Origin of the sequence: Priestia sp. Y58 (assembly GCF_029522095.1) — a bacterium.
Classification (GTDB): domain Bacteria; phylum Bacillota; class Bacilli; order Bacillales; family Bacillaceae_H; genus Priestia; species Priestia megaterium_E.
Window position 1 is genome coordinate 149,983 of record NZ_JAKWFL010000002.1, and the last position, 23,988, is coordinate 173,970.

Consider the following 23,988-nt stretch of genomic DNA (forward strand, 5'->3'; position numbering starts at 1 on the left):
GTTTCTTATTGATATAATTTTCACAAGGTATTCTTTGTTATTTTACCCTAATAAATTATTGTTGATATGAAATAGATTGGAGGGATTCTCATGATAAAAAAAGAATTTGCGAAAATTGGAAAACAAATTATTCGCCAATTGTCTAGCACCGTAGAAAAATATAAAGATATTGAAGATCACATGGACCTAGACGCTCATGGGAACCCTACAATCAAAACAGTGGCAGAACATCACCGTTTATCTAAATCTCAAATTTCACAATTAATTTTTTATCACTTCCTTCACGTTGATGAAAGAGGTATTATTTGTGATGTTTCTGAAAAAGAGATTGCAGCCGCTTTGAATTGTACAGTTCGAACAGTTCGCAACAACAATGTAGCATTAGCAGAAACAGAATTAATTTCCTATTCTCGCAGCGGCAAAGGAATCAATATTTGTATTGTTCCCTACCCTCAATATTTTGAAGAACACGGCTTTGGGTTTATGGAATTAGAATATACTCGCTTTGAAGAACTTATTCTAATTGAAAACGTAAATGCCCTTCGCTTAGAGCTGCGCAAAGAATTGGTTTATGACAACGATACGATTAAGCGTCAGTTTAATCCTGGAGAAAACACTTCAAAAATTAGCTTTAATGACTATAAAATTTTTACGCCGAAATATACTCACTACAAGGGTATGATGCAAAAAATAGCTGAAACCCAGACGAGCGCATTTAAAACCGTTGTCCAAGGATCTACTATTTTCTTTGTTCTAAAAGACGGAGCTAAAAATGGCAAGATGTCAAAACAAGAAAAGAAAGATCAATACGATGCGGCGATTCGACGTACTATTGAAGAGACTTTTGTAAAATTATCTGGATACAGCACAGATTCTACAGGAATTGTTATGTCTTCATTCCAAAACGAAGACATCGCTGATTTGGTTCAGCTTTCTTTTGAATATGGTATTAAACGAGTGAAGTCTGCCCTTTATTCTCTGATTGAACAGGCCTTCTTCAGCCATGATGCTCAAGTCGTTGAAAATTACGGCGGGAAAATCCGTACGCTCATTCGAAAAGAGCTTTCAAAAAATCTTCAAGATCAAGTCCCTGCCGAACTTACAGCTTCATAAGGGGCTTCTTTGGCATGCCTTTTTTTTATTTTCTCTCCTTTTTCCTCTCTTTTTGATACAAATAGTACAAACAAACACTCATTTTTTCAGCTCTCCAATTCCATTATCCTATCTATATAAACGTAATGAGTGCAAATGAAGGATATTTCTTGTGTATAACTACGGAATATTGCTAAAAAAATACCTTCATACTTATCCACAAAAGAAAGAAAACATATTCAATTAATGTTATATCATCCTCTTTGTTATTAAAAACATCCCTTTTATTTTTTTATTAACGATGATTTCCAGGTTATTTACTCTTTAACACGACGATTTTTATCCACAATGGAAATAATTCATACTTTTAATAGAAATCTTCATACTATGAATTTTAAAATCCGTCTATTGCAGAAGAAAAAACATAGTGAATAAAATAGTTTCCATATCTATTGTTATAAAAAACATCCTTTAGCTAAAGGATGCTGTTCACAAAAAAGGTCTATTTTCCACACAGTTATTTATTGAAAAGTAATTTCCTCTCTAACCCTTGATATCATTGGGTTTTTACAGGATTTTTCTTTCTTTAATATCTGTATATAATGTTTGTTAATAAGATCTATACTAATCTCTGCTATAAGATTTTATTTAATATTTGTATAAAGAAATGTTTTAAAAATATCTATACCTGAAGATTTTCACTTTTTCTAAATTAAGGAGTTTTCATTACATATACCAAATACAAATAAATTAAAATAAAACAAAACAATAGTTCAAACGCCTCTTAATAAATTCTAGTAGTATATTTTTAAAAATAAATTATACTATTCAGTAGAGAAAATTTTATAAAGCAAGAAAGGGACTTAGTCATGAAAGACATACAGTGGGTACAGCAAACTTTATTTAATACCGGTAAGTGGATTGACATTAGTGAAGTAATTATAAAGATTATCTTGATTTTTATTATTGCTCAAATCGTTATCCGGTTTGCTCGTAGTGTAATTAATAAAATCTTTGATTTCAGATTTAAAACCAAGCTGCTGAGGTACAACGAACGTAAAGAAATAACGCTGAAAAAGCTTTGTCTGAGCATTGTCATGTACGTCGTGTATTTTATTGTACTTATCACATCTTTAGAAGCAATCGGAATTAATATGAAAGCTCTTTTAGCTGGTATTAGCGTAGCAGGATTTATTACAGGCTTAGGTGCACAAAATTTGATTAAAGATATTTTAAACGGTTTTTTTATTCTATTTGAAGATCAATTCTCAGTAGGAGATCACGTATCCATAAATGATACGAAAGGAACTGTTGAAGAAATTGGATTGCGCACGACAAAAATTCGCGGAGTTGACGGAGAGTTTTACTTCTTTGCTAATAGTAACATTACAAAAGTAGCGAACTATACGCTCGGTGAAATTCCCGAAGTACATAACCCTGAACAAATAAAAACTCGTGAAGAATAGCTTCACGAGTTTTTATTTACGACAGTTGTAAAGAATTGATCGTATGATGTAAGGTGATAATCTGCTTCGATGTCGTTATTTTGAAATGCACATGTTTTGATTCCAAGTTCACGGGCAGGTTTTAGATCAAGCTCGCGGTCTCCAATCACTAAATCGAGCTGATACTTATCGTGAAGATAGGCATAAGCGCCGCTATCAGGCTTTCGTTTATAGCCATCATCTTTTGTAATAATCTCCGTAAAATGGTGCTCCATATTAAAAAATGCCAGAATATCAAGAGTAGACTGTCTAGATTTATGCGTAACAATTACATTTGTATCCGCAAAGCTCAGTACGTCTTCTACGTGAGGAAAAGCAGGCTTATCTTTAGGGTTAATTTTCTGTTCGAGCACATGGAAGTGGTTATCAAACAAAGACTTTTCAATATTGAAATGCTTAATTGCTACGTCAGAAGATATTTTCATCTGCTTTAAAATATCTTCTTCTGAGATTGTTTGATCTGTTAGTAATTCTTTGAATGCTTTTACAATCGTTGGATAGGTATCAAAGATGGTTCCATCAAAGTCCCATAAAATATTCATTTTCACTGTCTCTCCTTTTTAAAAACGTAACGATTATACCAAATTTTTCATTGCTTGTCAGTGAATCATTTTATCGTCGTTGCATTTAAAGTAAAAAAACTCGTATAAAACGAGTTTTTTTACTTTATTAGCTGCTGCTGCACCCACTCCCGCAGCTAGAGCTTGAACAGCTGCTGCCGCTGTCATGATGGTGATGACCTCCATCGTTGTGGTGATGGTGGCGGTTGTCTTCCCAGGGGCTTGAACAGCTATACCCGCTGTAAGAGGCTGTATCTCCCGCATACATCGTCTTTTTATATAGCAGCAGCTCATTCATATGGCTTGAAAAGTTGGTGACTTTGTAGAGAGAATAAAAAACAAAGCCTTGAAGAAGAAGTTCGTTTGATACATTTCCTTTTTTAGCCGCTTTTTTAAAATAAGTTGATCCGCCTGCTTTTTTTCTTTTTCGTGCAGCAGTGACTTCTTCTTTTAACGTTTGAATCAGGGTTCTCTGCTGTTTTTCCCATTTGGCGTTTCTTAAAAAATAGCGATCTAGTAATTCATCTTCTGACAATCTTTGAAAATCTTGAAGTGTACTTTTATCAAGCGGATGCTGAAAAAATTTCCCCCAAAGCAGTCGGCTGTTGCCCGTTATGTCAAACAAATGAGCATACATCCAATCGAAGAATGCTCGCTTATCCGGCTGTGGAAATGGAGCTGTATCTACATTTGGCTGGTGATGCAAAAAGCGGCTGAAAAAGTGTTCTGTAAAACGCTCATAATCTACTGTAAACATAATCATTTCGTGCCACACTTCATCCACTTTTTCACTAAACATCGGTACGTCTTTGATGACTGCATTTAATAAAAAGTAGCGCTTCATCTCAAAAAACGTCCATTCTACTTCATCGTCTTTTGTATTTCGCCCTTGCATACGCTGTTTCACTTGGTGAACATAGGCTGCCGGTAAAGAATCTTCCAGTGAATGAACAATATCTTCAAAACCATTATCTTTATGTATTCCGAGCTCATCTGGAAGCTCCTCTTTATACAAGCGAAACCCTCTCGGCTTTGCAATCCCTTTAATAATCAGAGCTAAAAGAATTACCGCTCCTACTATAATTGCTGCTATCATCTTCTTCCCCCTATACCGCGTCTATATATTCAATATTTTACCACATTCGTAAAATACAAAAAAAGAGCTCAATTAACTTGAGCTCTCGTCATCATCGGGTATCTCGTCTACCTTTTCTACTTTGACTAGACCTTTCGTGCTATATTCAAGATCAAAGTATGCTTTAACGATATCTCCTTTTTTCAAATTGCTTGGAATCGGTTCATTTAAATTTTTATCGGAAAATTTAATGCCCGTTCCTTCTTTTGTTGTTCCGCTGTATGTACCATTTTCGATTTTTTCAATAGTAATATAATACACTCGATATTTGTGCGCTTCCTCGTCGCCCTTTGCTTTTTCTTTAACGGTTTCTTGTTCAGGAAGCTTACTCAGTGTTTCTTGGGCCTGTTCAGAAGTCGGCTCTGCTGATCGATTTATGAATTGCATCACAACTAACACTAAACATATAACTACTAAAACTAATAATAATATCTTTTTTGCTGATAAAGACAATGAACTGTGCCTCCTTACACCTTTATGTATATCATGCTGCACACAAGAGATTATACACGATAAAGGATTAGAAATTGGGATAAATTCTATAAAAATAGTAAAAATATGAGAAAGTACCTAGAATTTTTTACGTTTTTCTGTACTTTTTTGAGATAAAAAAGAAATTTGGTACCTTATCCTTAAATTGTAACTGATTTGCTTCATTTTCGAAAAGAGTTTTGCCTATTTTGTCGTAAAAAAGTCATAATAAGAAGGAATATCACACCATATTGTCGAACGTATGTATATACTTATAATGAACTGCCGAACTGCTTTTCTCTACCCTCATTGTTGAGGCAATATGGCAACTGAAACAGCTTGCTGTTAAATTCAGATTACACATCTATACTCAGGAGGTGGAATGCAAAATGATGTTTGCACTTATTGTTGTGGTTGGTATCGTAGCACTTGGCGTAGCTAGCTTCTACGTCATTAAGCGGCCTCAAGGCGCTGTTGATCCTGAGGATCGCAAACCGCTTGTTTCTGTAAACGGGCATGTTAAATTTGCAGAAGGAATTAATCAAATTTCTATATCTAAAATTGACATGTACGATCAGCGTCTTGTTATCAATCAAGTAGCTATTATTCCATTTAACCGTATTCAACGAGCAGAATTTTCAAAGGTTGTCAAAAATGAAAAAGGCCTTCACGGAGCTCCTGTTCAACGCTATTTCGGTGAGTTAACCATTCATTTCACAGATAAGAACGGGCAAGAAACCTACATTCGCTGTGAAACACCGAAAAAAAATCAATTTCACCTCATCTACCAGTACGATTTAATGAAAAGACAATTAAATAAGCGTCTTGGTCTTGAAGATCAGCAGCCTTACCTTACTCTCCAAGAACCATACGAACTATAAGAGAAAACCTCCCTTTTTCACATATTATTTCACTTCCCTGTACATACTAGAAGCGAAACTGAAAATGGGAGGTCATTCCAATGGATTTCGTCCGTTTTTTGCAATATTTTTGTTCAATCGCCGGCGCTCTATGCTTAGCGTTTACCTACTATCACATGTTCAAGCGTGACGCTCCGGTTAAAAAAGAAGAATCACAACAAGGTGGAACTGACTAACGTTCACCTTGTTTTTTGTTTCCAGGCATGTGTACTTCGCATTTTGTGGTTGAAAGTTAGATTACTTTAATCATTTGTAAAATCACGGGTGATTTTTCTAAAGGAATATCCTCTGTGTTAATGATAAGAAGTCCTTCTTGGACGCTGTAATTGGAGGAAGGCTGTAACACACCGTTTATGAATAGATTACTGTATGAGTAGCTCTCAGGATCTAATATATGCTGAGCGCCGTATTCTTTTAACGCATCTTGATCTGTAAAGATGCGCTTGCTGCCTCCGGCTACCGTATAGTATTCAAAGATGCGAACTTTTTTCGGGAATATATACCTAAATTCCTGCTGAGGCAACACGGGAAGCTTAACAAAAGGTGTTGAACAAGAGGGTGCATACTGATCGCAGCCGTAAGATTTTTTCTTCAAGAAAAACTCTCCTTCACAGATGTACTTAGTTTAGTTATAGTCTTTAAGAATTAAATTTATGCCATTAAACCTATTCCTCAGAAGGAACAAATGCATATATTGAAGGATAGAACATGAAAGGAGGTAACACATTTATGCCTCTTCAAATTATGAAACTCGCTATAGCCGCTACTACCACTGTAACAGCCAGCCCAACCGTCTCACGCTTTTTCTATGCAGCCACTGCTACAACTACGGGTGCAGCTACTTTAACAATAGATGCCGCTGACTTTTTTGGTGATACAGGTGGCGCGGCTACTGCACTTCCAGCTTTAGCTACGGATAACAGCTATTACAATGTGTATATCAACGGCGTTTTACAAATGGCTGGCCTTTCCACATATACGCCAGGAGCTACAGGTGTCGGTTCTTTAGCTATTACTGTTCCTGCAGGATCTAGCATTTTAACAGGTTCTCCTATAGTTTTGGAAGTTGTTAACTTTGCTCCTGATTCTACAACTGATGTACAAACTTAAAAATAACTTGCTATCGTTTTATTTTAAAGCGTAATCGCGTGTAAGATATATAAAATCTCAGTTTTACAGAAATTTAGTATCACAATAAAAGCTTCTGCGCTACATCCGCAGAAGCTTTTATCATTGTTATTTATTTAATTCAAAACGCCCAGTTCCCTTTTCTAAACACAGGCTCGCTTGTACCGTCAGCTTTAATGCCGTCGATGTCCATTTCAGCGGAGCCAATCATGAAGTCAACGTGGGTGATGCTGTCGTTTGCTCCGTTTTGTGATAGCTCTTCTTTAGACATCGTTTTTCCACCTTCTAAACAGAAGGAATACGAGCTGCCGATGGCTAAGTGGTTGGATGCATTTTCGTCAAACAGCGTGTTGTAGAAAATGATGTTTGACTGAGAAATTGGCGATTGATGCGGTACTAAGGCTACTTCTCCTAAGTATTTGGCACCTTCATCTGTTTCAATTAGGTGCTTTAACGTTTCTTCGCCTTCTTCTGCTTTTACATCAACAATTTTTCCGTTTTCAAATGTTAGCGTGAAGTTTTCAATTAAGTTTCCTGCGTAGCTAAGCGGTTTTGTGCTCGTTACTTGACCATTTACGCCGTCTTTTTTTGGAAGTGTGAATACTTCTTCTGTTGGCATATTGGCCATAAACGAGTTGCCGTCTTCATTAACACTGCCTGCGCCAACCCAAATATGTTTGTCAGGAAGCTCAATTGTTAAATCTGTTCCTGGCGCTTTATAGTGAAGCTTAGCAAATCTCTTTTCATTTAAAATGTCTACTTTTGTATGTAATGAAGCGTTGTGCTCTTCCCATGCGGCCACTGGATCTTCTTGATCTACGCGCACAGATTTAAAAATAGCTTCCCACAGTTTTTCTTGCTGCTGCTCTTCTGGAACGTCAGGAAATACTTTAGCTGCCCAGTCTTTTGAAGGAACAGCTACGATGGACCAGCTGATTTTATCGGATTGGATCGCTTCACGGAATTTTTTCATTGCTTTTCCGCTTACTTTTTGGAACGCAGCAATACGTTTGCCGTCTACTCCTTTTAGTAAGTCAGGACCGCTTGAAATTACAGATAAAACAGCGCCTCCGTTTTTCACAAGCTCTTCTCTTGCTTGAGCTTTCCAAGCAGGAAATTCATTAAATACAGATTCATCCGCTTTTTCGTATTTCAAACGAACTAAATGATCGTCATGCCAGTCTACATCAACAGACTTTGCTCCGGCTTCGTACGCTTTTTTCGCAATTTCACGAACAAAATCAGCGGAAGAAATATCGGCATTAATGTTTAATACTTGCCCTTTTTGAATGTTTACACCGACTTTTACAGCTAGCTCGGCGTACTTTTCAATATTGCGCTCAAACTGTTCCATAATTTATCTCCTTTACGTATATATTCTAACGACTTTATTGTATCATGAATAAAACATCAATTAAAAATCCTAGCCTATAGTTTACATAATATAATTACGTTATTTTACAGCAAAAGTTTGTTCTCGAAGAATCAGAACAAACTTTTGTCTTTCACAGATTCAGTTTTGTAGCCGAGCCGCTTCGAAATGTTCTTGCCTATATCAACCATGCGTTCTTGAAGATACGTTAATCGCTCATTTGTCATACGCATGGTAGCACCGGAAATGCTGACTGCGGCAACGACTTGACCAAGGTGATCAAAAATAGGCGCTGCGATGCAAGTAATTCCGTATTCATTTTCTTCTAAATCCAGCGCATATCCTTTTTGTTTTACTTCTGAAAGTTCTCGAAGAAAGCTTTCTTCATCTGTAATGGTGTGATCGGTATGAGCTGGTAAGCCTTTTCTTTCAAGAATGCTTGTTACCGTGTTAAGCGGTAAAAAAGCTAGGATAGCTTTACCGACAGACGTACAGTGCATAGGCGCTCTTTTCCCCACTTTTGAATGCATGCGCAGCGTCTGATTGCCTTCTAATTTTTCAATATACACTACTTCACCTTGATCGTAGACAACAAGATGAATAACTTCATTTGTTTCACTTTCAAGTTCTTGCAAAAACGGCTTTGCTTCCGTTCGTAGATCAATAGAATCTAAAAGTTTTGAACTTACTTCTAAAAACTTATACCCAAGCTTGTACCGCCCGTTTTCTTGATCTTGTTCAATATAGCCGTACTGAGCAAGAGTAGTTAGAATACGGTATACGGAGCTTTTGTTGATGTCCATTTGCTTTGCAATTTCTGTGACGCCTACCCCTTCTCTTTCCATGCTGACAATTGTGACGATATCCAACGCCCGGCTTACAGACTTCACCATATTTTCTCTCTCCATTTTTTTCTCTCCTTTATGTGTCGTGTTACTGCCGGGCATTTTTTATCACTCTTATACGTTTACACGTTCTTTCTCTGCAGCAAACGGATTTTGGAGGGTTCCAATTTCTCGGATGGTGCATTCAATGACATCGTTTGCGCTTACCAGCTCCGCGCCGACCGGACTTCCTGTTAAAACCACATCTCCCGGCTTAAGGGTCATAACAGTAGAAAGGTAAGCGATCATTTGCTCAACGGAAATAATCATTAAATCTGTCGAGCTATTTTGTTTTTCAACGCCATTTAAAAACGCTTTTACATGAATGGATTTAAAATCAAGCTCCGTTTCGATTACGGGGCCAAGAGGCGTAAATGAATCAAAGGATTTTCCAATAGTCCAGTGCCCGTCTTTATGAAAATAATCCGGAGCCGTTACATCGTTTCCAATTGTATACCCAAATATATAGTCCAGCACGTCTTCTTTTGCGATGTTCTTCGCTTCTTTTCCAATAATAACTGCAAGCTCGGATTCAAACTTGACGTGCTTAATCGCAGTTGGAATGACAATGGCCTCGTTTGGACCGATCACAGAGGATGTGGGCTTAAAAAAGAAGACAGGAATAGAAGGCACTTCTCTTGGCAGCTCCGACTTTGCAGCTGCATAATTTGCGCCTATTCCAATAATTTGATTCGGCTCTAAAGGAGCCAAAAGCCTTACTTCACTCGGTGAAAAAGTCTGCCCTGTATAGTCCCATTTCTCAAATATATTTCCTTTAATGACGCTGATCGTATCCTCTTTTAGTACACCTGTATGACGGCTATCTTGTACAGCGAACCTTACAAATTTCATAACATAGCTCCTTTTCCCATTTGCTTGATTTTAATAAGAATAGTAGATAGTCAGATTCTGAAGGTGTAAGTACAGCCTGCCATCCCTATGCTGACAGGCCGTTTGTTTTACTGTTTTATAGCTGCTTTTGCCTTTGCTTCGATACGGCGGCGATGTAAAATGGGCTCCGTATAGCCGTTTGGCTGATCATAGCCTTGAAATACTAAATCGCAGGCTGCCTGAAAAGCAATGGATGCGCTGTAGTTCGGTGCCATTGGCTGATACAGAGGATCATTTTCATTTTGTTGATCCACTACTTTTGCCATTCGCTTGAGCGTCTCCGTTACTTGTTCTTTTGTACAAATTCCATGATGAAGCCAGTTAGCTACGTGCTGACTGGAAATACGAAGCGTTGCCCGGTCTTCCATTAGCCCTACATTATTAATATCCGGTACTTTTGAGCACCCTACTCCTTGGTCGACCCATCTCACTACATACCCAAGTATTCCTTGAGCGTTGTTGTCGAGCTCCTGCTGAATTTCATCTTTGCTCCAATTTGGTTTTTCTGCCACAGGAATTTGCAAAATGTCATCTTGTAAATCAGCAGACTGAGTAAGCAATTCGTTTTGAACATCTCTTACATCAATTTGATGGTAGTGAAGAGCATGAAGCGTTGCTGCGGTTGGTGAAGGCACCCATGCCGTATTCGCTCCTGCTTTTAAATGCCCCACTTTTTGTTTAAGCATTTCCGCCATCATATCCGGCATTGCCCACATTCCTTTTCCGATTTGAGCGCGGCCTTGGAATCCGCTTGCTAAGCCTACATTTACATTAGACTGCTCGTAGCCTTGAAGCCATTTAGACGCTTTCATATCATTTTTACGGATAACAGCGCCCGCTTCCATTGAGGTATGAATTTCGTCACCTGTTCGATCCAAGAATCCAGTATTAATAAAAGCCACTCGGTCTTTTACTTCTTTGATACACGCTTTTAAATTAAGCGTCGTGCGGCGCTCTTCGTCCATTACGCCAATTTTAATCGTATGACGCTCAAGCCCTAGCATATCTTCAATTGAATTAAATAACGTGTTGGCAAAAGCCACTTCTTTGGAGCCGTGCATTTTCGGTTTAACGATATAGATAGAGCTCTTTTTAGAATTTTGATACGTGCCGTTTTTAAGCAAGGTGTGTTTGGCAATTAAACTAGTAATCACGCTGTCTAAAATACCTTCATAGATTTCGTTGCCGTTTCGATCTAAAACAGCGCTGTTTGTCATTAAATGCCCAACGTTTCGAACAAACATAAGCGAACGGCCGGACAGTGAAATCTTTTTCTTGTCGGGAGAAACATAAGTACGGTCTGGATTTAAACGCCTTGTCATGTTTTGACTTCCTTTTTTAAAAGTAGACGTCAAATCACCTTTCATTAATCCTAGCCAGTTGCGGTAAACATCTACTTTATCTTCTGCGTCTACTGCCGCTACTGAATCTTCACAGTCCATAATCGTCGTAAGAGCTGCTTCCATTAAAATATCTTTTACACCCGCATCGTCTGTTTTGCCAATCGAATCCGTACGATCAATTTGAACTTCAAAATGCAGGCCGTTGTTTTTGAATAAAAGAGCATCAGGGCTTTCTTCTTCTCCTTGATACCCTACAAATTTCTCTTCTTCCTGTAATTCTGTTAAACTGCCATCGTTTAATTGAGCGACAAGCCTTCCATTTTCAAGACTGTACTGAACCACTTCCGCATGAGAAGACTGAACGAGCGGAACAATTTCATCAAGAAAATTCTTCGCAAACGCAATAACTTTTTCTCCTCGAATTGGATTGTAAGAACTCGTGCGCGAAGCTCCATTTTCTTCACTGATTGCATCAGTGCCGTAAAGAGCATCATAGAGACTTCCCCAGCGTGCATTAGCAGCGTTAATAGCGTACCGGGCATTATTTACAGGTACAACAAGCTGCGGTCCTGCCTGGTAGGCAATTTCGCTGTCTACTCCTTCTGTACCAATAAGGAAATCGTCTGTCTTGTCTTCTAAATAGCCAATTCTCGTTAAAAACGATTTGTATTCGTTAAAGTCACCGTCAGGATTTTCTTGATGCCACGCATTAATTTGAGCTTGCAGCTGATCACGCTTTTCTAACAAACGTTTATTTACGGGTGTTAACTCGGTTACTAACGCTTCAAAATAAGACCAAAAATTTTCTGTACTTAGGCCGCTGTCCGGGAGAGCTTCCTCATTGATAAATTGATAGAGAACTGGAGCTACTTTCAGATTTCCAACTTGTTTGTAGTTTGTCACCGTCTGTTTCCTCCTCTTACTTCTTTACATTTTTAGATTTGGACGCGCTTTCATTTCTTTTTGCCAAAATGGTTAAGACGAACATATGCGGTGCTGTTTCTTATTGCGAAACAGCGTTTTATTTTTGTTAAAAAAATCATATCATCGAGCGAGTGTATTTTCAAGAATTTTCTAAAAATATTCTACTTTTTTCATTTCTTTTTTGACTTCAGCGCAGCGGCTCGGACTTGGAAAAAGCTTTCCTGCATTTAATAGATTTTTAGGATTAAATACTTCTCGTATATTCGTTTGTGCTTGAATTTCATCTTCATTGAAAACAAATCGCATTTCTTCTTTTTTTTCAATGCCCACGCCGTGTTCGCCGGTAATCGTTCCTCCTACTTCTGCACATATTTGCAAACATGCGCTTCCGGCGTCGAGTGCTTTTTCAGTTTCCCCTGGCTTTCTAGCATCAAATAATACAAGCGGATGTAAGTTCCCGTCTCCGGCGTGAAAAATATTGGCAATGCGAAGGCCAGATTCTTGGCTAATTTTGTTAATTCGCTTCAGCACTTGAGGCAGTTTGCTTCTTGGAATAACGCCGTCTTGTACGAGATAGTCAGGGGATATGGCTCCCATCGCTCCAAATCCTGTTTTACGATTTGCCCACCACCTCGCGCGCTCTTCTTCACTTTCAGCTACTTTCACTTCCCGTACGTTTTGTTTTTTACATACGTCTAAAATACGAAGGATTTGCTCTTCAATACCGGCTGAAATGCCGTCTACTTCAATTAATAAAAGAGCTTCAATATCTCTAGGGTGTCCGACTGGAAACGCAGCAGCTTCCACTCCTTCAATGGCGGTTTTATCCATCATTTCAAGCGCAGCAGGCACAATGCCGGCTGATATAATGTCTGATACCGCTTGACTGCCGTCTTCTACGCGGTCGAAATAGGCAAGAACCGTTTGTTTTGCTTCGGGGTTTTTCAAAATGCGCACCGTAATTTTTGTAACGATTCCTAACGTTCCTTCTGATCCCGTTAAAAGTCCTAATAAATCATATCCCGGTTCATCTGGAATACCTTGCTTGCCAAGTTCAATCACATCTCCATTTGGAAGCACCACCTCTAACCCTAAAATATGGTTGGTAGTTACCCCATATTTAAGACAGTGTGCCCCTCCTGCGTTTTCCGCTACATTTCCGCCAATGGTGCAGCAATATTGACTCGAAGGATCAGGTGCATAATAATATCCTTTTTCAGAGATTGAATTGGTTAATCTAAGATTAATGAATCCCGGCTCTACAACGGCACGCCTGTTTTCATAGTCGACGCTAAGAAGGCGCTTCATTTTCACTAAACTAATAACCACTTCATTATTAAGAGGAATCGCTCCCCCGCTTAGACCTGTGCCTGCTCCTCTTGCAAGAAAAGGCAAATCATGTTCATTGCAGTATTTAACAATGCTAGAAACTTCTTTCGTATTTTGAGGAAATACCACCGCTTTAGGCAAATGTCTATGAATAGTAAACCCATCGCAGTCGTACGCAAGCAAATCTTCTTTATGATGCAAAATAGAATGAGCATCTACTAGTTGAGAGAGATTTTTTACGTGAAGATCTTTTATTCTATTTTTCTTCAACACGATGTGCTTCCTCCTCTTCTTTTTGATAGGCCCACTCCAAAAGCTGTACCGTGTGAACAATTTGCTGACTTCGTCCATATTTTTTTACTCCTACTGCCATCTGCAGCATACATCCTGGGTTTCCCATTGAAATCATTTCTACGTCATGAGGCACGTGTTCCATTTTACTTTGAAGCACAGCCCCCGCCATATCAGGATTTGTTAAATTATAAATTCCTGCACTTCCACAGCATCGGTCCGCATTAGCCATATGAACCATTTCCACTCCCGGAATAGAAAGCAAAATATCTCTTGGTTCTTTCCTAACTCCTTGACCATGAGCTAAATGACAAGCATCGTGATACGTAATGCGCTTATGCAGCTTTGCCTGCGGGGGGCGATATCCCGTATCGTGAAGGTATTTTGAAATATCCTGGACTTTTTCAGCAAAGACTTCGGCTTTTTCAAGCCACTCTTGCTCTTCTTCTCTAAATAGTTCAGGATACTCTTTTAACATGCAGCCGCATCCTGCAGCGTTTACAATAACAGTGTCCGCATGTTGAAAAGCCTCTATATTTTTTTTGGCAAGCTGTCTTCCCATGTCTCGGTCTCCTGCATGAACGTGCAAAGCACCACAGCACGTTTGAGAGGGAGGAATAACAACGTCGTTTCCATTTCTTCTTAATACATTAAGAGTCGCTTCATTAATATCACTGAACATGACGTCCATGATGCAGCCGGTTAAAAAAGCCACTTCTGCTTTTCTTTCGGCTTTTGCTTTTAGAACGCGTTTCTTTCTATATTTTTTTCGAACAGAACGGGTAATTTTAGGCATTACATGTTCCATTTCTGCTAGATGTACTGGCATCATATTTAACATGCCAGTTGTGCGCATCACTTTTTGTATTCCGCTTTTTTGATACAGCTTCAATAAGCTTCCTGCAGCTTCTAAGCGATGAGAGTGAGGAAAAAGTCCCTTTAGAAAAAATTTGCTGATCATGCCTTTCCATCCCGTCAAAGGCATCGCCTGACGAATTTGGCCGCGAGCTTCTTCAATGAGTCCGCCAACGTCTACATTTGCAGGGCAAGCAGTTGTACAGGCCCGGCAGTCCAAACAGGCAAAAACAGGGTCTATAAACTGTTCATTCACGCTTATTTTTCCTTCTGCTACCGATTTGATAAGGTGCACGCGTCCTCTTGGTGAATGCTGTTCTTGCCCCGTTATTTCATAAGTAGGACAAGACTCCAAGCACATTCCGCAGTGTACACAATCCGCCCATTTTTTTTCGTCTGGCGCGTCTTTCCACAAATAATTGCTAACGCTTTGACATGGAGCATCTTTGATATCCGCTTTCGCTGAATTCACTTAGATTCCTCCTATAAATCGTTTATAGTTAAGCACATTTTTAGCGTCCACCTTCGCTTTAATTCCTGCTAGTAACGGAAAATGAGAAGGTTTTTCTCCCCATACATTTACTTTTTGACGCAGTATAAAAGGCAAATGTTTAACGACCACATATCCTCCGTACGTTTTAGCAGTTTCAGTAAATGAAGTGATAACGGAAAGAATGGCTTCTTCTGAGCCCTTTATGTAGACCGAACAAAGACCGTGTCCAACTCCTCCGTGTGCTTTTATCAGCATTGGACGGGACGTTTTTAATGCAGTACTTTTGTTTATTACATTGAGTACATTCATATTTGGTACGCCAATTTTTAGCACGGCTTCCGTTTCCTCTTCGGAAGAACAGTGTGCACCATTTGGACTAATGTTACTAAAAAATCCCCAAAATACCTCGGCTTCTTTTTCCTGCAGTACTTTTAAAATCGTATCAGACGGCTGAATGTTTTTGATGTAATTCTCTTGATAATGAACGGAACTTTCCACATCTTCAAAGCTAATTACAAGCGTAAACAAATGCTGCCCTATTATATCTTCAGCTAGAGAAGGACTTAATAATTCCAAGGAAACGGGCTCTATCATGGAGTCTAGGACTTTGCTAACAAAAGCATGGATTTCTTCGATGTTGCTCTTTGAAAAAGAAAGAAAAAGAACGCTTTGATATTTAGGCAGCGGACGCAGCTTTAACGTTATTTCGGATATAACGCCGAGCGTTCCCATTGAACCAATAAACAGCTTATTCATATCGTAACCAGCCACGTTCTTGACGACTTTTCCTCCGGAACGAACAATGGTTCCATCTGAATATACGACTCTCATGCCGATTACTGCATCTCGAGCTGATCCATAAGACAAGCGCTTTGGACCACTTTCATTCGCTGCAATAACCCCGCCAATGGTAGCGTAGTCTCCTAGAGCTGGATCAAGTGAAACTTGCTGATTGTACGTTTTTAAATACGTTTGCAGCTCTCCAAACGGCGTACCAGCTTTTACAGTAACCGTCATATCACCTACTGTATGTTCAACAATTCCGCTGTATTCAGTCAGCGAAAGCAAAAGGTCTGCTGTGTCTATAAGCCCGCCAAACCCTTTTTTTGTACCGTTCCCTTCAATGACGACTTTTTTTCCGTGTTCCGTCGCATACTTTAAAACGGCTGCTATTTCTTGTTCTGAAGTTGGCTTAACATGCAGAGACCCGTTATTTCCAAGGAAGTGATTCATATGCTGTTCTTCAAGTGTGGAAGGATGAGATAAAATGGATTTTAAATGACCTGGAAGCTTCGACGTACTCAATAAATTGACTCCTCTCGTTTTGTAATAGCAAACACCGTTTCACTAATAACATAAAGAAGTGCCATATATAATACGACTAAAAGTAGTAGATTAATAAGAAGAATAATTAGTAGAAAAGATGAAAAGATATATTTCAAGCGCTTACAATCATTAAATCACCTATTCTTGGGATTTTCAACCAGTATTTTCTTCTTATCAACAAAAAAATGTCCGTTTTTTAGAAAAAAAGTTTCTTTTAGTACTTGCCTATCACAAAAGGATTAGAATATAATGTAAGCGAATTCATTTTTACATAAGTCATCAGATGACCTTATCATCGTAGCTTTAATGGTTTCGTTTTACTAAATTCGTAGTTCACTAATTTGAAAATGAGGTGTTAGTTATGACATGGACACAGCAGTTCACTCCTGTAGGAAACAGCGTCATTTGGTCTTCATTAATCGCTTTGATTCCTATTCTTTACTTCTTTTGGGCTCTGGCTATTAAACGAATGAAAGGTTATATGGCTGGGATTACAACTTTACTGGTCGCACTTGCCGTTGCAATACTTGCTTATAAAATGCCGGCTAGCATGGCTTTTATGTCAGCAAGTCAAGGAGCTGTATACGGTATACTGCCGATTGGATGGATTATCATTACATCCGTTTTTCTTTACAAACTAACCGTAAAAACCGGTCAGTTTGATATTATTCGTACCTCTGTCGTATCTATTACAGAAGATCGCAGACTTCAAGCTTTGTTAGTTGCTTTTTCGTTTGGAGCCTTTCTTGAAGGTGCTGCTGGTTTTGGTGCACCTGTTGCGATTTCAGCAGCTTTGCTTGTAGGCCTAGGTTTTAATCCGCTGTATGCCGCGGGCTTATGTTTATTAGCAAACACAGCACCCGTTGCTTTTGGTGCAATCGGTATTCCTATCACGGCTATGGAAGGTCCTACTGGAGTAGCGGCAATGGAAATCTCTAAAATGGTAGGCCGCCAGCTTCCTTTTATTTCTGTATTTATTCCGCTGTATTTGGTTTTTGTAATGGCAGGATTTAAGAAAACAGTAGAAGTACTCCCTGCTATTCTAGTATCAGGCATCTCTTTTGCCTTTACCCAGTTTGTCAGCTCTAACTTTTTAGGACCGGAACTTCCCGATATTTTATCGGCACTCGTTTCACTTTTTGCGCTCGCTATTTTCTTAAAATTCTGGAAACCGAAAACAACGTTTCGCTTTCAATCTGAAAAAGCAGCACATGAAGTAGCTTCCGCTTCAGCTGAGCCAAGAGAAACTCAAGATCAACCCGCATTCACGGGGGCTCAAATTGCAAAGGCGTGGTCACCTTTTTTAATTTTAACGATCTTTATTTCTATATGGGGAATTCCTCAAATTAAAACCGCTTTGACAGGACATTATGAAGGAGCTAACGCTTTTTTGAGCGCTATCAATTCCATCGGACATTATTTAACGTTTATGCCAGAAGTACCTTGGTTAAATAATTTAATTTTAAATGGAAATGGAGAACCGATTGCGGCAGTGTATAAGTTAGAATTACTAGGCGCTGCCGGCACAGCTATCCTGTTGTCTGCTGTTGTCACAAAATTTATCGTCAACATCTCTTGGAAAGAATGGTTTATTACGTTTAACGAGACGTGCAAAGAATTAGCGTTGCCGCTGCTTACCATTATGTCAGTTGTAGCATTTGCTTACGTGACAAATGCTTCTGGAATGAGTACAACCTTAGGACTGCTGCTAGCTAAAACAGGCGCGTTATTTCCCTTTTTCTCTCCTGTACTCGGCTGGCTTGGTGTTTTTATTACAGGATCAGATACATCAGCCAACTTATTGTTCGGCAACTTGCAAAAAATCACGGCTACGTCTATTGGAATGGATCCGCTTCTTGCGCTTGCAGCAAACTCTTCTGGTGGAGTAACCGGTAAAATGATTTCACCGCAGTCCATCGCTGTTGCCTGTGCTGCGGTTGGGTTGGCTGGAAAAGAGTCCGATTTGCTTCGTTTTACGGTGAAGCACAGCTTATTTTTACTACTGATTGTCTGCGTATTAACATTTTTACAATCCAATGTATTATCGTGGATGATTCCTTAATCAAAAAAGCTTCCGCAGCTAGAGGTGACCCTCTGCACGGAAGCATTTTTCTTTTAGTTAAGATCGATTGATGGCATATACAACAAATAAAACTATATCTAGCAAAATCATCACAACACCGACAAGTAGCCAGATGTTTCCTTGAGTCTTTTTCTCTCCATCTTGCATTTCAAACGCTCGAATAGCAAATACAATTCCAAGCGTAAACACAAGGAAAAAAAGCTGACGGTAATCAAAAAACGACAGTACGACAAAAATTAAGGTAAAAAACACCATAATCATTTCTAAAATTCGATAAGGCTGCTTTTGACATGCTAATAATAGTTTCATTTCTTGACCTACTTTCATCCCGTTTCTAATAGCGTTATTTTACTATTAATTTTAAATGAGATGTTAGTGTTTCGAGCACTGTTCACTGTTTTGTAACAAAAAAGCGTACGTTAGTTAAACGCACGCTTCTTTTTTTATTCATTTACATTTGGATTCATCGGGTTATCCATCCCTGTTTTATCTTGAATTTTTTTATAGATAAAATACGTGTAGACGGCAATTAAAATGGAGAATGCCCACGTAACGGCCTGACGGAATACAATCATGTTCCCGTACCCTTCTACTCCGTACTTTTGAATCAATACGTATTTTACGATTGCTAAAAATACATAGCGACCTGCGAACAGTACTGTAAGCCAGTTCATCATTTTGAATAAATCGGGCTGGTGGAAGAGTTTTAGAGAGTCTTCTCGCTTATAGCCCATTAAGTAAGCCGTATCTACAAAGAAGTACAAACCAATTGGCTTTTTTATCACAATGGTAAACAGAACAACTACAGCCAGTCCAATCATAAAGTATACTTGATTGTTTAACATCGTTGCTGCGTTTCCTGAAATTAAATCAATAATGGTACGTGCCAGTAGCGTAATGACAATAAACAATCCTGTTACGTTAAACTGGCGATCTTTAATAAATGTATAAATGGTATACACAAACGCTGGTGCTGTTGAAAGCAAAATGGCATAGTAATCACCAATAATGTCTTTTCCTTGATTCCATATTAGGTAAGGAATAGCGATATAAAAAAGTAAATCAAACCATACTCGTTTTGTATTGTTCATATATAACTCCTTTAAAAACGTTGTTCCTGCTATTATATGGGATACTACGCAAGAAAAAAAGGCTTTTACCTGGAATGTTATGAAATTTTAATCATTTATGTTTAGATCCAAAGCGACAGGGAAAACGATTTCTAGAAAGACTTCAAGAATTATAAACATCGAAACACTTGAGCAGCAATACATGTGCCACAAGTGAAAAATGCTGAAAGGATTGATTCATTATCGCACTTCACCTAACGTACACGTCAGAAATGGAAAAGGCCATGCAGCTTTCTCACGGCGTGGGGTATGCTGAATATAGCCGTAAACTAGACAAACGTCTACAGGTGGAAAAAGAACGAGAAAAAGATTATCAGGCTAGCAAAGATATACTGCGTGATATTAACCAGCATCGATAATAAAAAGCCGCTTGCTACTCTTGGTAGCAAGTGGCTTTTTATTTACAAATGAACCAAAATTATACATAATAAGGAAGTGCGTGTATCAAAGAAAGGAACTTACTTATTATGATGGAAAAATTACTTATTATTTGTGTATTTGTAGGAATTATTCACATGATTGAAACACTAGCCTACTCTGTGAGACTTGCGGGCTTGAAAACTGGAAAACTAGTCGTGGCCCTATCTCTTTTTAATATTATTGTCATCGTTTCAAGAACAGCTAATATGGTGCAAGCTCCGCTGACCGGCAAATTAGGAGATGCGGTCCAGTCTAAAGAAGATTTGCCCCTTCTACTTCATCAGCTTCAAACTATCTTGGTCGCGGCTTCTATTGGGACAATCGCAGGTGCTCTTTTAATTCCTAGCTTTGTATCGATCTTCTCCCGCATGATTTCACACTTAGAAGTAGCGGGATCTGTACCCAAAATGATGAAAAACATTGCTTCCATACATACGCTGGAAAAAGCAAAAAAACACGTGAAGCGTCCTAGGTGGATTATGCTGTCTCAGCTGCGAATAGGCGGAGTGCCCAAGCGGTTGCTTCTTTTGAATTTAATGGCTACGACTATTTATACAGTAGGTGTTCTTTCCACTCTTTATGCTTCTACGCTCGAGCCTACCCTTTCTAAATCAATTCTGATGTCTTCTGGTCTTATTAACGGACTAGCGATGATTACCCTTGCTGTGTTTGTAGATCCGCAAGTAGCCATTTTAACTGAAAAGGTAATGAAAGGTGAATCTACTAAGCAATCTATGAACAAAATGGTTGGTACACTCGTCATCTCTCGTTTATGCGGGACAGTATGTGCCCAGATCCTCTTAGTCCCCGCTGCTCTTTATATTGCGTGGATTTGCAAATTAATTCCTTAGAAAAAAGACTTCGTTTCAGAAGTCTTTTTATACATATTCTACTTTTTTGTATCTATAAACAGCAGCGATTAAAAGAAAAAAACTGCTCATTAACGTAATAGCTACGGTATAGGTGACACTTTGTGACCAGTGCAATTGTTCAAGCAGACGAGCGGCGTATTGTGACAGCGCTGCAGGACTCCACTTTAATTGATTCGTAAACAAATTACTCGAAAATGAAAGTAACGCAATGATCAAAATGCTTACTCCAGCAATCCCTCCGCTTTGTAAAAGGAATGTTCCAGCTGCCACTAAAACGGACAAGATAAAAATCAGCCACAGGCTGTATAAAAGAAAGCTAACTAGCATATGAGTCCAATCCACATATGAAAATAAAAGATTTGTATAATACCATGCTGCTATATAGCTTATAAACGTTGAGCCAATGACCAGTACGATTTGCGCAGCCCATTTACTCATAATGTATTGAATGACGCTCACCGGTCTCATCATAACAAGTACAGCCGCATGATTTTGTCGTTCATTTGAAATCATATTCATGCTTGCGAGTACAATCAGTAAGGTCCCTATTGTGCTATATTGTGAAAGGACACCTTGCATTACTTCTTGACCGGTGGGCGTAGGAAGTTGAATAATTGCTCCTTTTGGTAAATTCCCTGCCATGTTAATGATTTGTGGCATATAATAATTCGTTAAAGGCTGTGTGATGCCTAGTAAAATTAGAGAGATTGGCAGCCAAATTCCTTTGCCGTTCGCAAATAATTCATGCAGTTCCTTTTTAAATAAGACTCCAAATGTATTCATTTGTTCATCACCTCTAGATACACATCTTCGAGAGAATGCTGTTTTCGTTCAAATAAAACAAGGTTTGCTTGTTGATCAACAAGCAGTTGAAGCAGCTGCTGGTGCTGAGATGTATCTTTTACACTTACAGTGGCTTTATAAGGAGAATGAAACAGCACCTGTTCACTTGGCAGACTGCTAAGTGATGCAGGGAGCTTTTCTTCTGTTTCAATCGTAAAAGTAGGAGACGTAAACTCTTGGCGCAGCGAACTCTTTGTTCCATTCCATTTCATACGTCCGTTTTTAATCATGATAATGTTATCGCATATTTGTTCTGCATCATGCAAAATATGGGTTGAAAATAGAATGGATGTATCCTTCTTTAATGCTTCGATAATCATTAGGACATCTTTTCTGCCTTCAGGATCCAAAGCCGAAACGGGTTCATCTAAAATTAGCAGTTCAGGTTTATGCAACAAGGCTTGCGCTAAGCCCAAACGTTGTTTCATTCCTCCAGAAAAGCCAGCAATTTTCTGCTTTTCCTTTCCTTTTAAACCTACAGTTTCAAGTACTTCATCTATTCGTTGGGAAAGCACATTCTTTGAAATATTAGATAAAAGACCTAAAAAAGTTAAATACTGCTGAGGCGTCATCCAATTAAAAAACGTAGGATGCTGTGGCAGAAAGCCAACAAATGACCGTACGTCTTGATGGTGTTTATCTTCAAAAGAAATTTTCCCTTTATTAGGTGCCGTAAGACCTGCAATCATATGCAGAGTAGTTGTCTTACCTGCACCATTAGGCCCTAACAATGCTACACATTTTCCTTTATCGAGATTAAATGAAAGGTTATCTACAACGGTTATATTGCGGTACGTTTTTGTCAGTCCTTCTACTTGCATAAACATCTTCGTTCCACCTCACTGTTTTTTACGTCCTAAAACAAAATATAAAACGGGACCGACTGTACTTACACATAAAATGATGAGTCCCCATAACCATTTTGGTCCGTTTGTCTCTTCTTGCTTTATGCAGCTTATCAATGCTGGAATCATTAAAAATAATTGTAATAATAGAATTGGAGCAATTAACAACCAGTTAATTTCATTCATTTATATCCCCCTTTTTTTTCGTGCTGGAAGCCAAATAATAAAAAACCAATAAAAAAGCGTTGGCATTGGAATTTGAATCAGTCCCCATATTCCCCAAAACCATGGATGGGCGCCGCGTTTTTTTGCATTGATAAAAAGGAGAAAGCTTTGAAGAAGAAGAAATGGCGAAATAAACAGAACCAAAATCCATTTTTCATTCATTATAAAAACATCTCCTTTTTCCGTTTATAGTGAAAGACGATAAAAGAAATAGGAGCAACAATGATCCCGATCACTTCAATGGCGATAAATAAGGCAGGTATTTGTAAAATAGCCGTTGCCATTACTGTTAAAATAACAAGTGCTGTTAATGTAAATAAGCATAACTCTTTCCGGAAAGCTTTTTTCTGCTTTTGTTTTTCAATAAGAAGTTGTTCTTTAATTACATGAAGAGAAATATGTTCATGACTTGCTAAACTCTCTAGCTGCTCCCAATCTTTTTTTAAAGAATGCAAGGGCTGATTGTCATTTTCTTCTCTCATTCTTTCCACTCCTTTCTCAGTATGTTTACTCCTTTATTTACTCTTGATTTGACCGTTCCTGCTCGCATATTCAGCATATGGGCAATCTCATCGTATGTGTATCCGTAATAATGTCGAAGCAAGACAGGAATTCGAAAGCGCGAATCGAGTTCATTAAAATCGGAAAACATCTCGCTCCATTCCACTCCTTTGTATGTAGCTTTCCACTGAAGCTGATGCGATAAAGACTGCTTTATTCGCTGAAGACTGCTTTTTTCACGTTTTTGCTTACGCAAATAATCCATGTACAGTCTTGAAGCAATGGATATCATCCAAGTCGAAAACTTTGCTTCATTTTTGTATGAAGAAAGATTCACGTAACACTTCATCATTGCTTCCTGACACAATTCACTGCATAAGTCCTCATCTAATGTCAGCTTTAAAAGGTATTTATATAAAAATGAATGATAGCGCTGAAATAATAATGAAAAGGCATCATCATCACCTTGTAATGCTTTTTGGACAAGGATGAAATCATCTTGTTCCAAAGCGGTCACCCCTCCTTTTTGTTTCATCACCTATATGACGCT

General features: G+C 38.6%; 27 protein-coding genes. 8 read left to right on the forward strand and 19 right to left on the reverse strand.

What is annotated here, in order from left to right:
- The first annotated feature begins 90 nt into the window (after positions 1–90).
- Entirely contained in the window at positions 91–1,113 is a 1,023-nt protein-coding gene (locus MMB68_RS06490) for a hypothetical protein (protein WP_221784839.1), read from the forward strand.
- Positions 1,114–1,961: 848 nt separating this feature from the next.
- Positions 1,962–2,558 carry a mechanosensitive ion channel family protein gene (locus MMB68_RS06495; protein WP_129710273.1) on the forward strand — a complete coding sequence of 199 codons (597 nt, stop codon included), beginning with the start codon at positions 1,962–1,964 and terminating at the stop codon, positions 2,556–2,558.
- A gap of 2 nt (positions 2,559–2,560) precedes the next feature.
- Here the strand turns inward: MMB68_RS06495 and MMB68_RS06500 are convergent, their stop codons facing one another.
- The 3 genes from MMB68_RS06500 to MMB68_RS06510 form a co-directional block, all read right to left on the reverse strand.
- On the reverse strand, positions 2,561–3,139 hold the full coding sequence (locus tag MMB68_RS06500; protein ID WP_221784838.1) for an HAD-IA family hydrolase: 579 nt from the start codon (positions 3,137–3,139) through the stop codon (positions 2,561–2,563).
- A 127-nt stretch (positions 3,140–3,266) separates the two neighbouring features.
- Complete coding sequence (locus tag MMB68_RS06505) at positions 3,267–4,253, reverse strand: glycine-rich domain-containing protein (protein ID WP_221784837.1); 987 nt, start codon at positions 4,251–4,253, stop codon at positions 3,267–3,269.
- Positions 4,254–4,325: 72 nt separating this feature from the next.
- Positions 4,326–4,745 (reverse strand): hypothetical protein, encoded by a 420-nt coding sequence (locus tag MMB68_RS06510; protein WP_014459592.1) that lies wholly within the window; start codon positions 4,743–4,745, stop codon positions 4,326–4,328.
- A 407-nt stretch (positions 4,746–5,152) separates the two neighbouring features.
- Between MMB68_RS06510 and MMB68_RS06515 the strand changes: the two genes are divergently transcribed.
- Complete coding sequence (locus MMB68_RS06515) at positions 5,153–5,644, forward strand: hypothetical protein (RefSeq protein ID WP_028409022.1); 492 nt, start codon at positions 5,153–5,155, stop codon at positions 5,642–5,644.
- Between the two features lie 80 nt (positions 5,645–5,724).
- Positions 5,725–5,859 carry a DUF4184 family protein gene (locus MMB68_RS06520; protein WP_162258467.1) on the forward strand — a complete coding sequence of 45 codons (135 nt, stop codon included), beginning with the start codon at positions 5,725–5,727 and terminating at the stop codon, positions 5,857–5,859.
- 56 nt (positions 5,860–5,915) lie between these two features.
- Here the strand turns inward: MMB68_RS06520 and MMB68_RS06525 are convergent, their stop codons facing one another.
- Entirely contained in the window at positions 5,916–6,278 is a 363-nt protein-coding gene (locus MMB68_RS06525; RefSeq protein ID WP_260506787.1) for a DUF4183 domain-containing protein, read from the reverse strand.
- 134 nt (positions 6,279–6,412) lie between these two features.
- Between MMB68_RS06525 and MMB68_RS06530 the strand changes: the two genes are divergently transcribed.
- Positions 6,413–6,793: a DUF4183 domain-containing protein gene (locus tag MMB68_RS06530; protein ID WP_071273549.1), complete on the forward strand. Its 381-nt coding sequence runs from the start codon at positions 6,413–6,415 to the stop codon at positions 6,791–6,793.
- A gap of 139 nt (positions 6,794–6,932) precedes the next feature.
- Here MMB68_RS06530 and MMB68_RS06535 read toward each other — a convergent pair whose 3' ends face one another.
- The 7 genes from MMB68_RS06535 to MMB68_RS06565 form a co-directional block, all read right to left on the reverse strand.
- Entirely contained in the window at positions 6,933–8,165 is a 1,233-nt protein-coding gene (locus MMB68_RS06535) for an aminopeptidase (protein WP_025751295.1), read from the reverse strand.
- 131 nt (positions 8,166–8,296) lie between these two features.
- Entirely contained in the window at positions 8,297–9,091 is a 795-nt protein-coding gene (locus MMB68_RS06540; protein ID WP_221784836.1) for an IclR family transcriptional regulator, read from the reverse strand.
- A 51-nt stretch (positions 9,092–9,142) separates the two neighbouring features.
- Positions 9,143–9,919, reverse strand: coding sequence for a fumarylacetoacetate hydrolase family protein (locus MMB68_RS06545; protein WP_221784835.1), 777 nt, complete (start codon positions 9,917–9,919; stop codon positions 9,143–9,145).
- Positions 9,920–10,026: 107 nt separating this feature from the next.
- Complete coding sequence (locus MMB68_RS06550; protein ID WP_221784834.1) at positions 10,027–12,204, reverse strand: malate synthase G; 2,178 nt, start codon at positions 12,202–12,204, stop codon at positions 10,027–10,029.
- Between the two features lie 171 nt (positions 12,205–12,375).
- Positions 12,376–13,827, reverse strand: coding sequence for an FAD-linked oxidase C-terminal domain-containing protein (locus MMB68_RS06555; protein ID WP_221784833.1), 1,452 nt, complete (start codon positions 13,825–13,827; stop codon positions 12,376–12,378).
- Positions 13,811–15,172 carry a (Fe-S)-binding protein gene (locus MMB68_RS06560; RefSeq protein ID WP_221784832.1) on the reverse strand — a complete coding sequence of 454 codons (1,362 nt, stop codon included), beginning with the start codon at positions 15,170–15,172 and terminating at the stop codon, positions 13,811–13,813. The genes MMB68_RS06555 and MMB68_RS06560 overlap by 17 nt, the downstream gene beginning before the upstream one ends.
- Complete coding sequence (locus tag MMB68_RS06565) at positions 15,173–16,498, reverse strand: FAD-binding oxidoreductase (protein WP_221784831.1); 1,326 nt, start codon at positions 16,496–16,498, stop codon at positions 15,173–15,175.
- Positions 16,499–16,880: 382 nt separating this feature from the next.
- On the opposite strand from MMB68_RS06565, the gene MMB68_RS06570 reads away from it, so the two are divergent.
- The gene (locus tag MMB68_RS06570; protein WP_264407809.1) at positions 16,881–18,581 is read left to right on the forward strand and encodes an L-lactate permease; all 1,701 of its coding nucleotides are present in this window, start codon (positions 16,881–16,883) and stop codon (positions 18,579–18,581) included.
- Positions 18,582–18,638: 57 nt separating this feature from the next.
- Here the strand turns inward: MMB68_RS06570 and MMB68_RS06575 are convergent, their stop codons facing one another.
- Positions 18,639–18,911, reverse strand: coding sequence for a hypothetical protein (locus MMB68_RS06575; protein ID WP_264407811.1), 273 nt, complete (start codon positions 18,909–18,911; stop codon positions 18,639–18,641).
- A 134-nt stretch (positions 18,912–19,045) separates the two neighbouring features.
- A complete protein-coding gene (locus MMB68_RS06580) occupies positions 19,046–19,693 on the reverse strand; it encodes a VC0807 family protein (RefSeq protein ID WP_013057564.1) in 648 nt (215 codons plus the stop codon).
- Between the two features lie 251 nt (positions 19,694–19,944).
- Here MMB68_RS06580 and MMB68_RS06585 point away from each other — a divergent pair, with 251 nt between their 5' ends.
- Both MMB68_RS06585 and MMB68_RS06590 read left to right on the forward strand, forming a co-directional pair.
- A complete protein-coding gene (locus MMB68_RS06585; RefSeq protein ID WP_014459567.1) occupies positions 19,945–20,091 on the forward strand; it encodes a YuzK family famiily protein in 147 nt (48 codons plus the stop codon).
- Between the two features lie 108 nt (positions 20,092–20,199).
- Complete coding sequence (locus tag MMB68_RS06590) at positions 20,200–21,003, forward strand: lipid II flippase Amj family protein (protein WP_115654213.1); 804 nt, start codon at positions 20,200–20,202, stop codon at positions 21,001–21,003.
- Positions 21,004–21,030: 27 nt separating this feature from the next.
- On the opposite strand, the gene MMB68_RS06595 is transcribed toward MMB68_RS06590, so the two are convergent.
- The 6 genes from MMB68_RS06595 to sigY are packed head-to-tail and all read right to left on the reverse strand — an operon-like array spanning position 21,031 to position 23,946.
- On the reverse strand, positions 21,031–21,807 hold the full coding sequence (locus MMB68_RS06595; protein ID WP_221784829.1) for an ABC transporter permease: 777 nt from the start codon (positions 21,805–21,807) through the stop codon (positions 21,031–21,033).
- On the reverse strand, positions 21,804–22,694 hold the full coding sequence (locus tag MMB68_RS06600; protein WP_277548467.1) for an ABC transporter ATP-binding protein: 891 nt from the start codon (positions 22,692–22,694) through the stop codon (positions 21,804–21,806). The genes MMB68_RS06595 and MMB68_RS06600 overlap by 4 nt, the downstream gene beginning before the upstream one ends.
- Positions 22,695–22,706: 12 nt before the next feature.
- Positions 22,707–22,898: a PLD nuclease N-terminal domain-containing protein gene (locus tag MMB68_RS06605; protein WP_014459563.1), complete on the reverse strand. Its 192-nt coding sequence runs from the start codon at positions 22,896–22,898 to the stop codon at positions 22,707–22,709.
- Positions 22,899–23,099 (reverse strand): transcriptional regulator, encoded by a 201-nt coding sequence (locus MMB68_RS06610; protein ID WP_115654216.1) that lies wholly within the window; start codon positions 23,097–23,099, stop codon positions 22,899–22,901.
- The gene (locus MMB68_RS06615) at positions 23,099–23,419 is read right to left on the reverse strand and encodes a YxlC family protein (RefSeq protein ID WP_115654217.1); all 321 of its coding nucleotides are present in this window, start codon (positions 23,417–23,419) and stop codon (positions 23,099–23,101) included. The genes MMB68_RS06610 and MMB68_RS06615 overlap by 1 nt, the downstream gene beginning before the upstream one ends.
- Positions 23,416–23,946, reverse strand: a complete 531-nt coding sequence (gene sigY, locus MMB68_RS06620; protein WP_221784827.1) for an RNA polymerase sigma factor SigY — start codon at positions 23,944–23,946, stop codon at positions 23,416–23,418. Before sigY ends, MMB68_RS06615 begins: the two co-directional genes overlap by 4 nt.
- Positions 23,947–23,988: the final 42 nt, after the last annotated feature.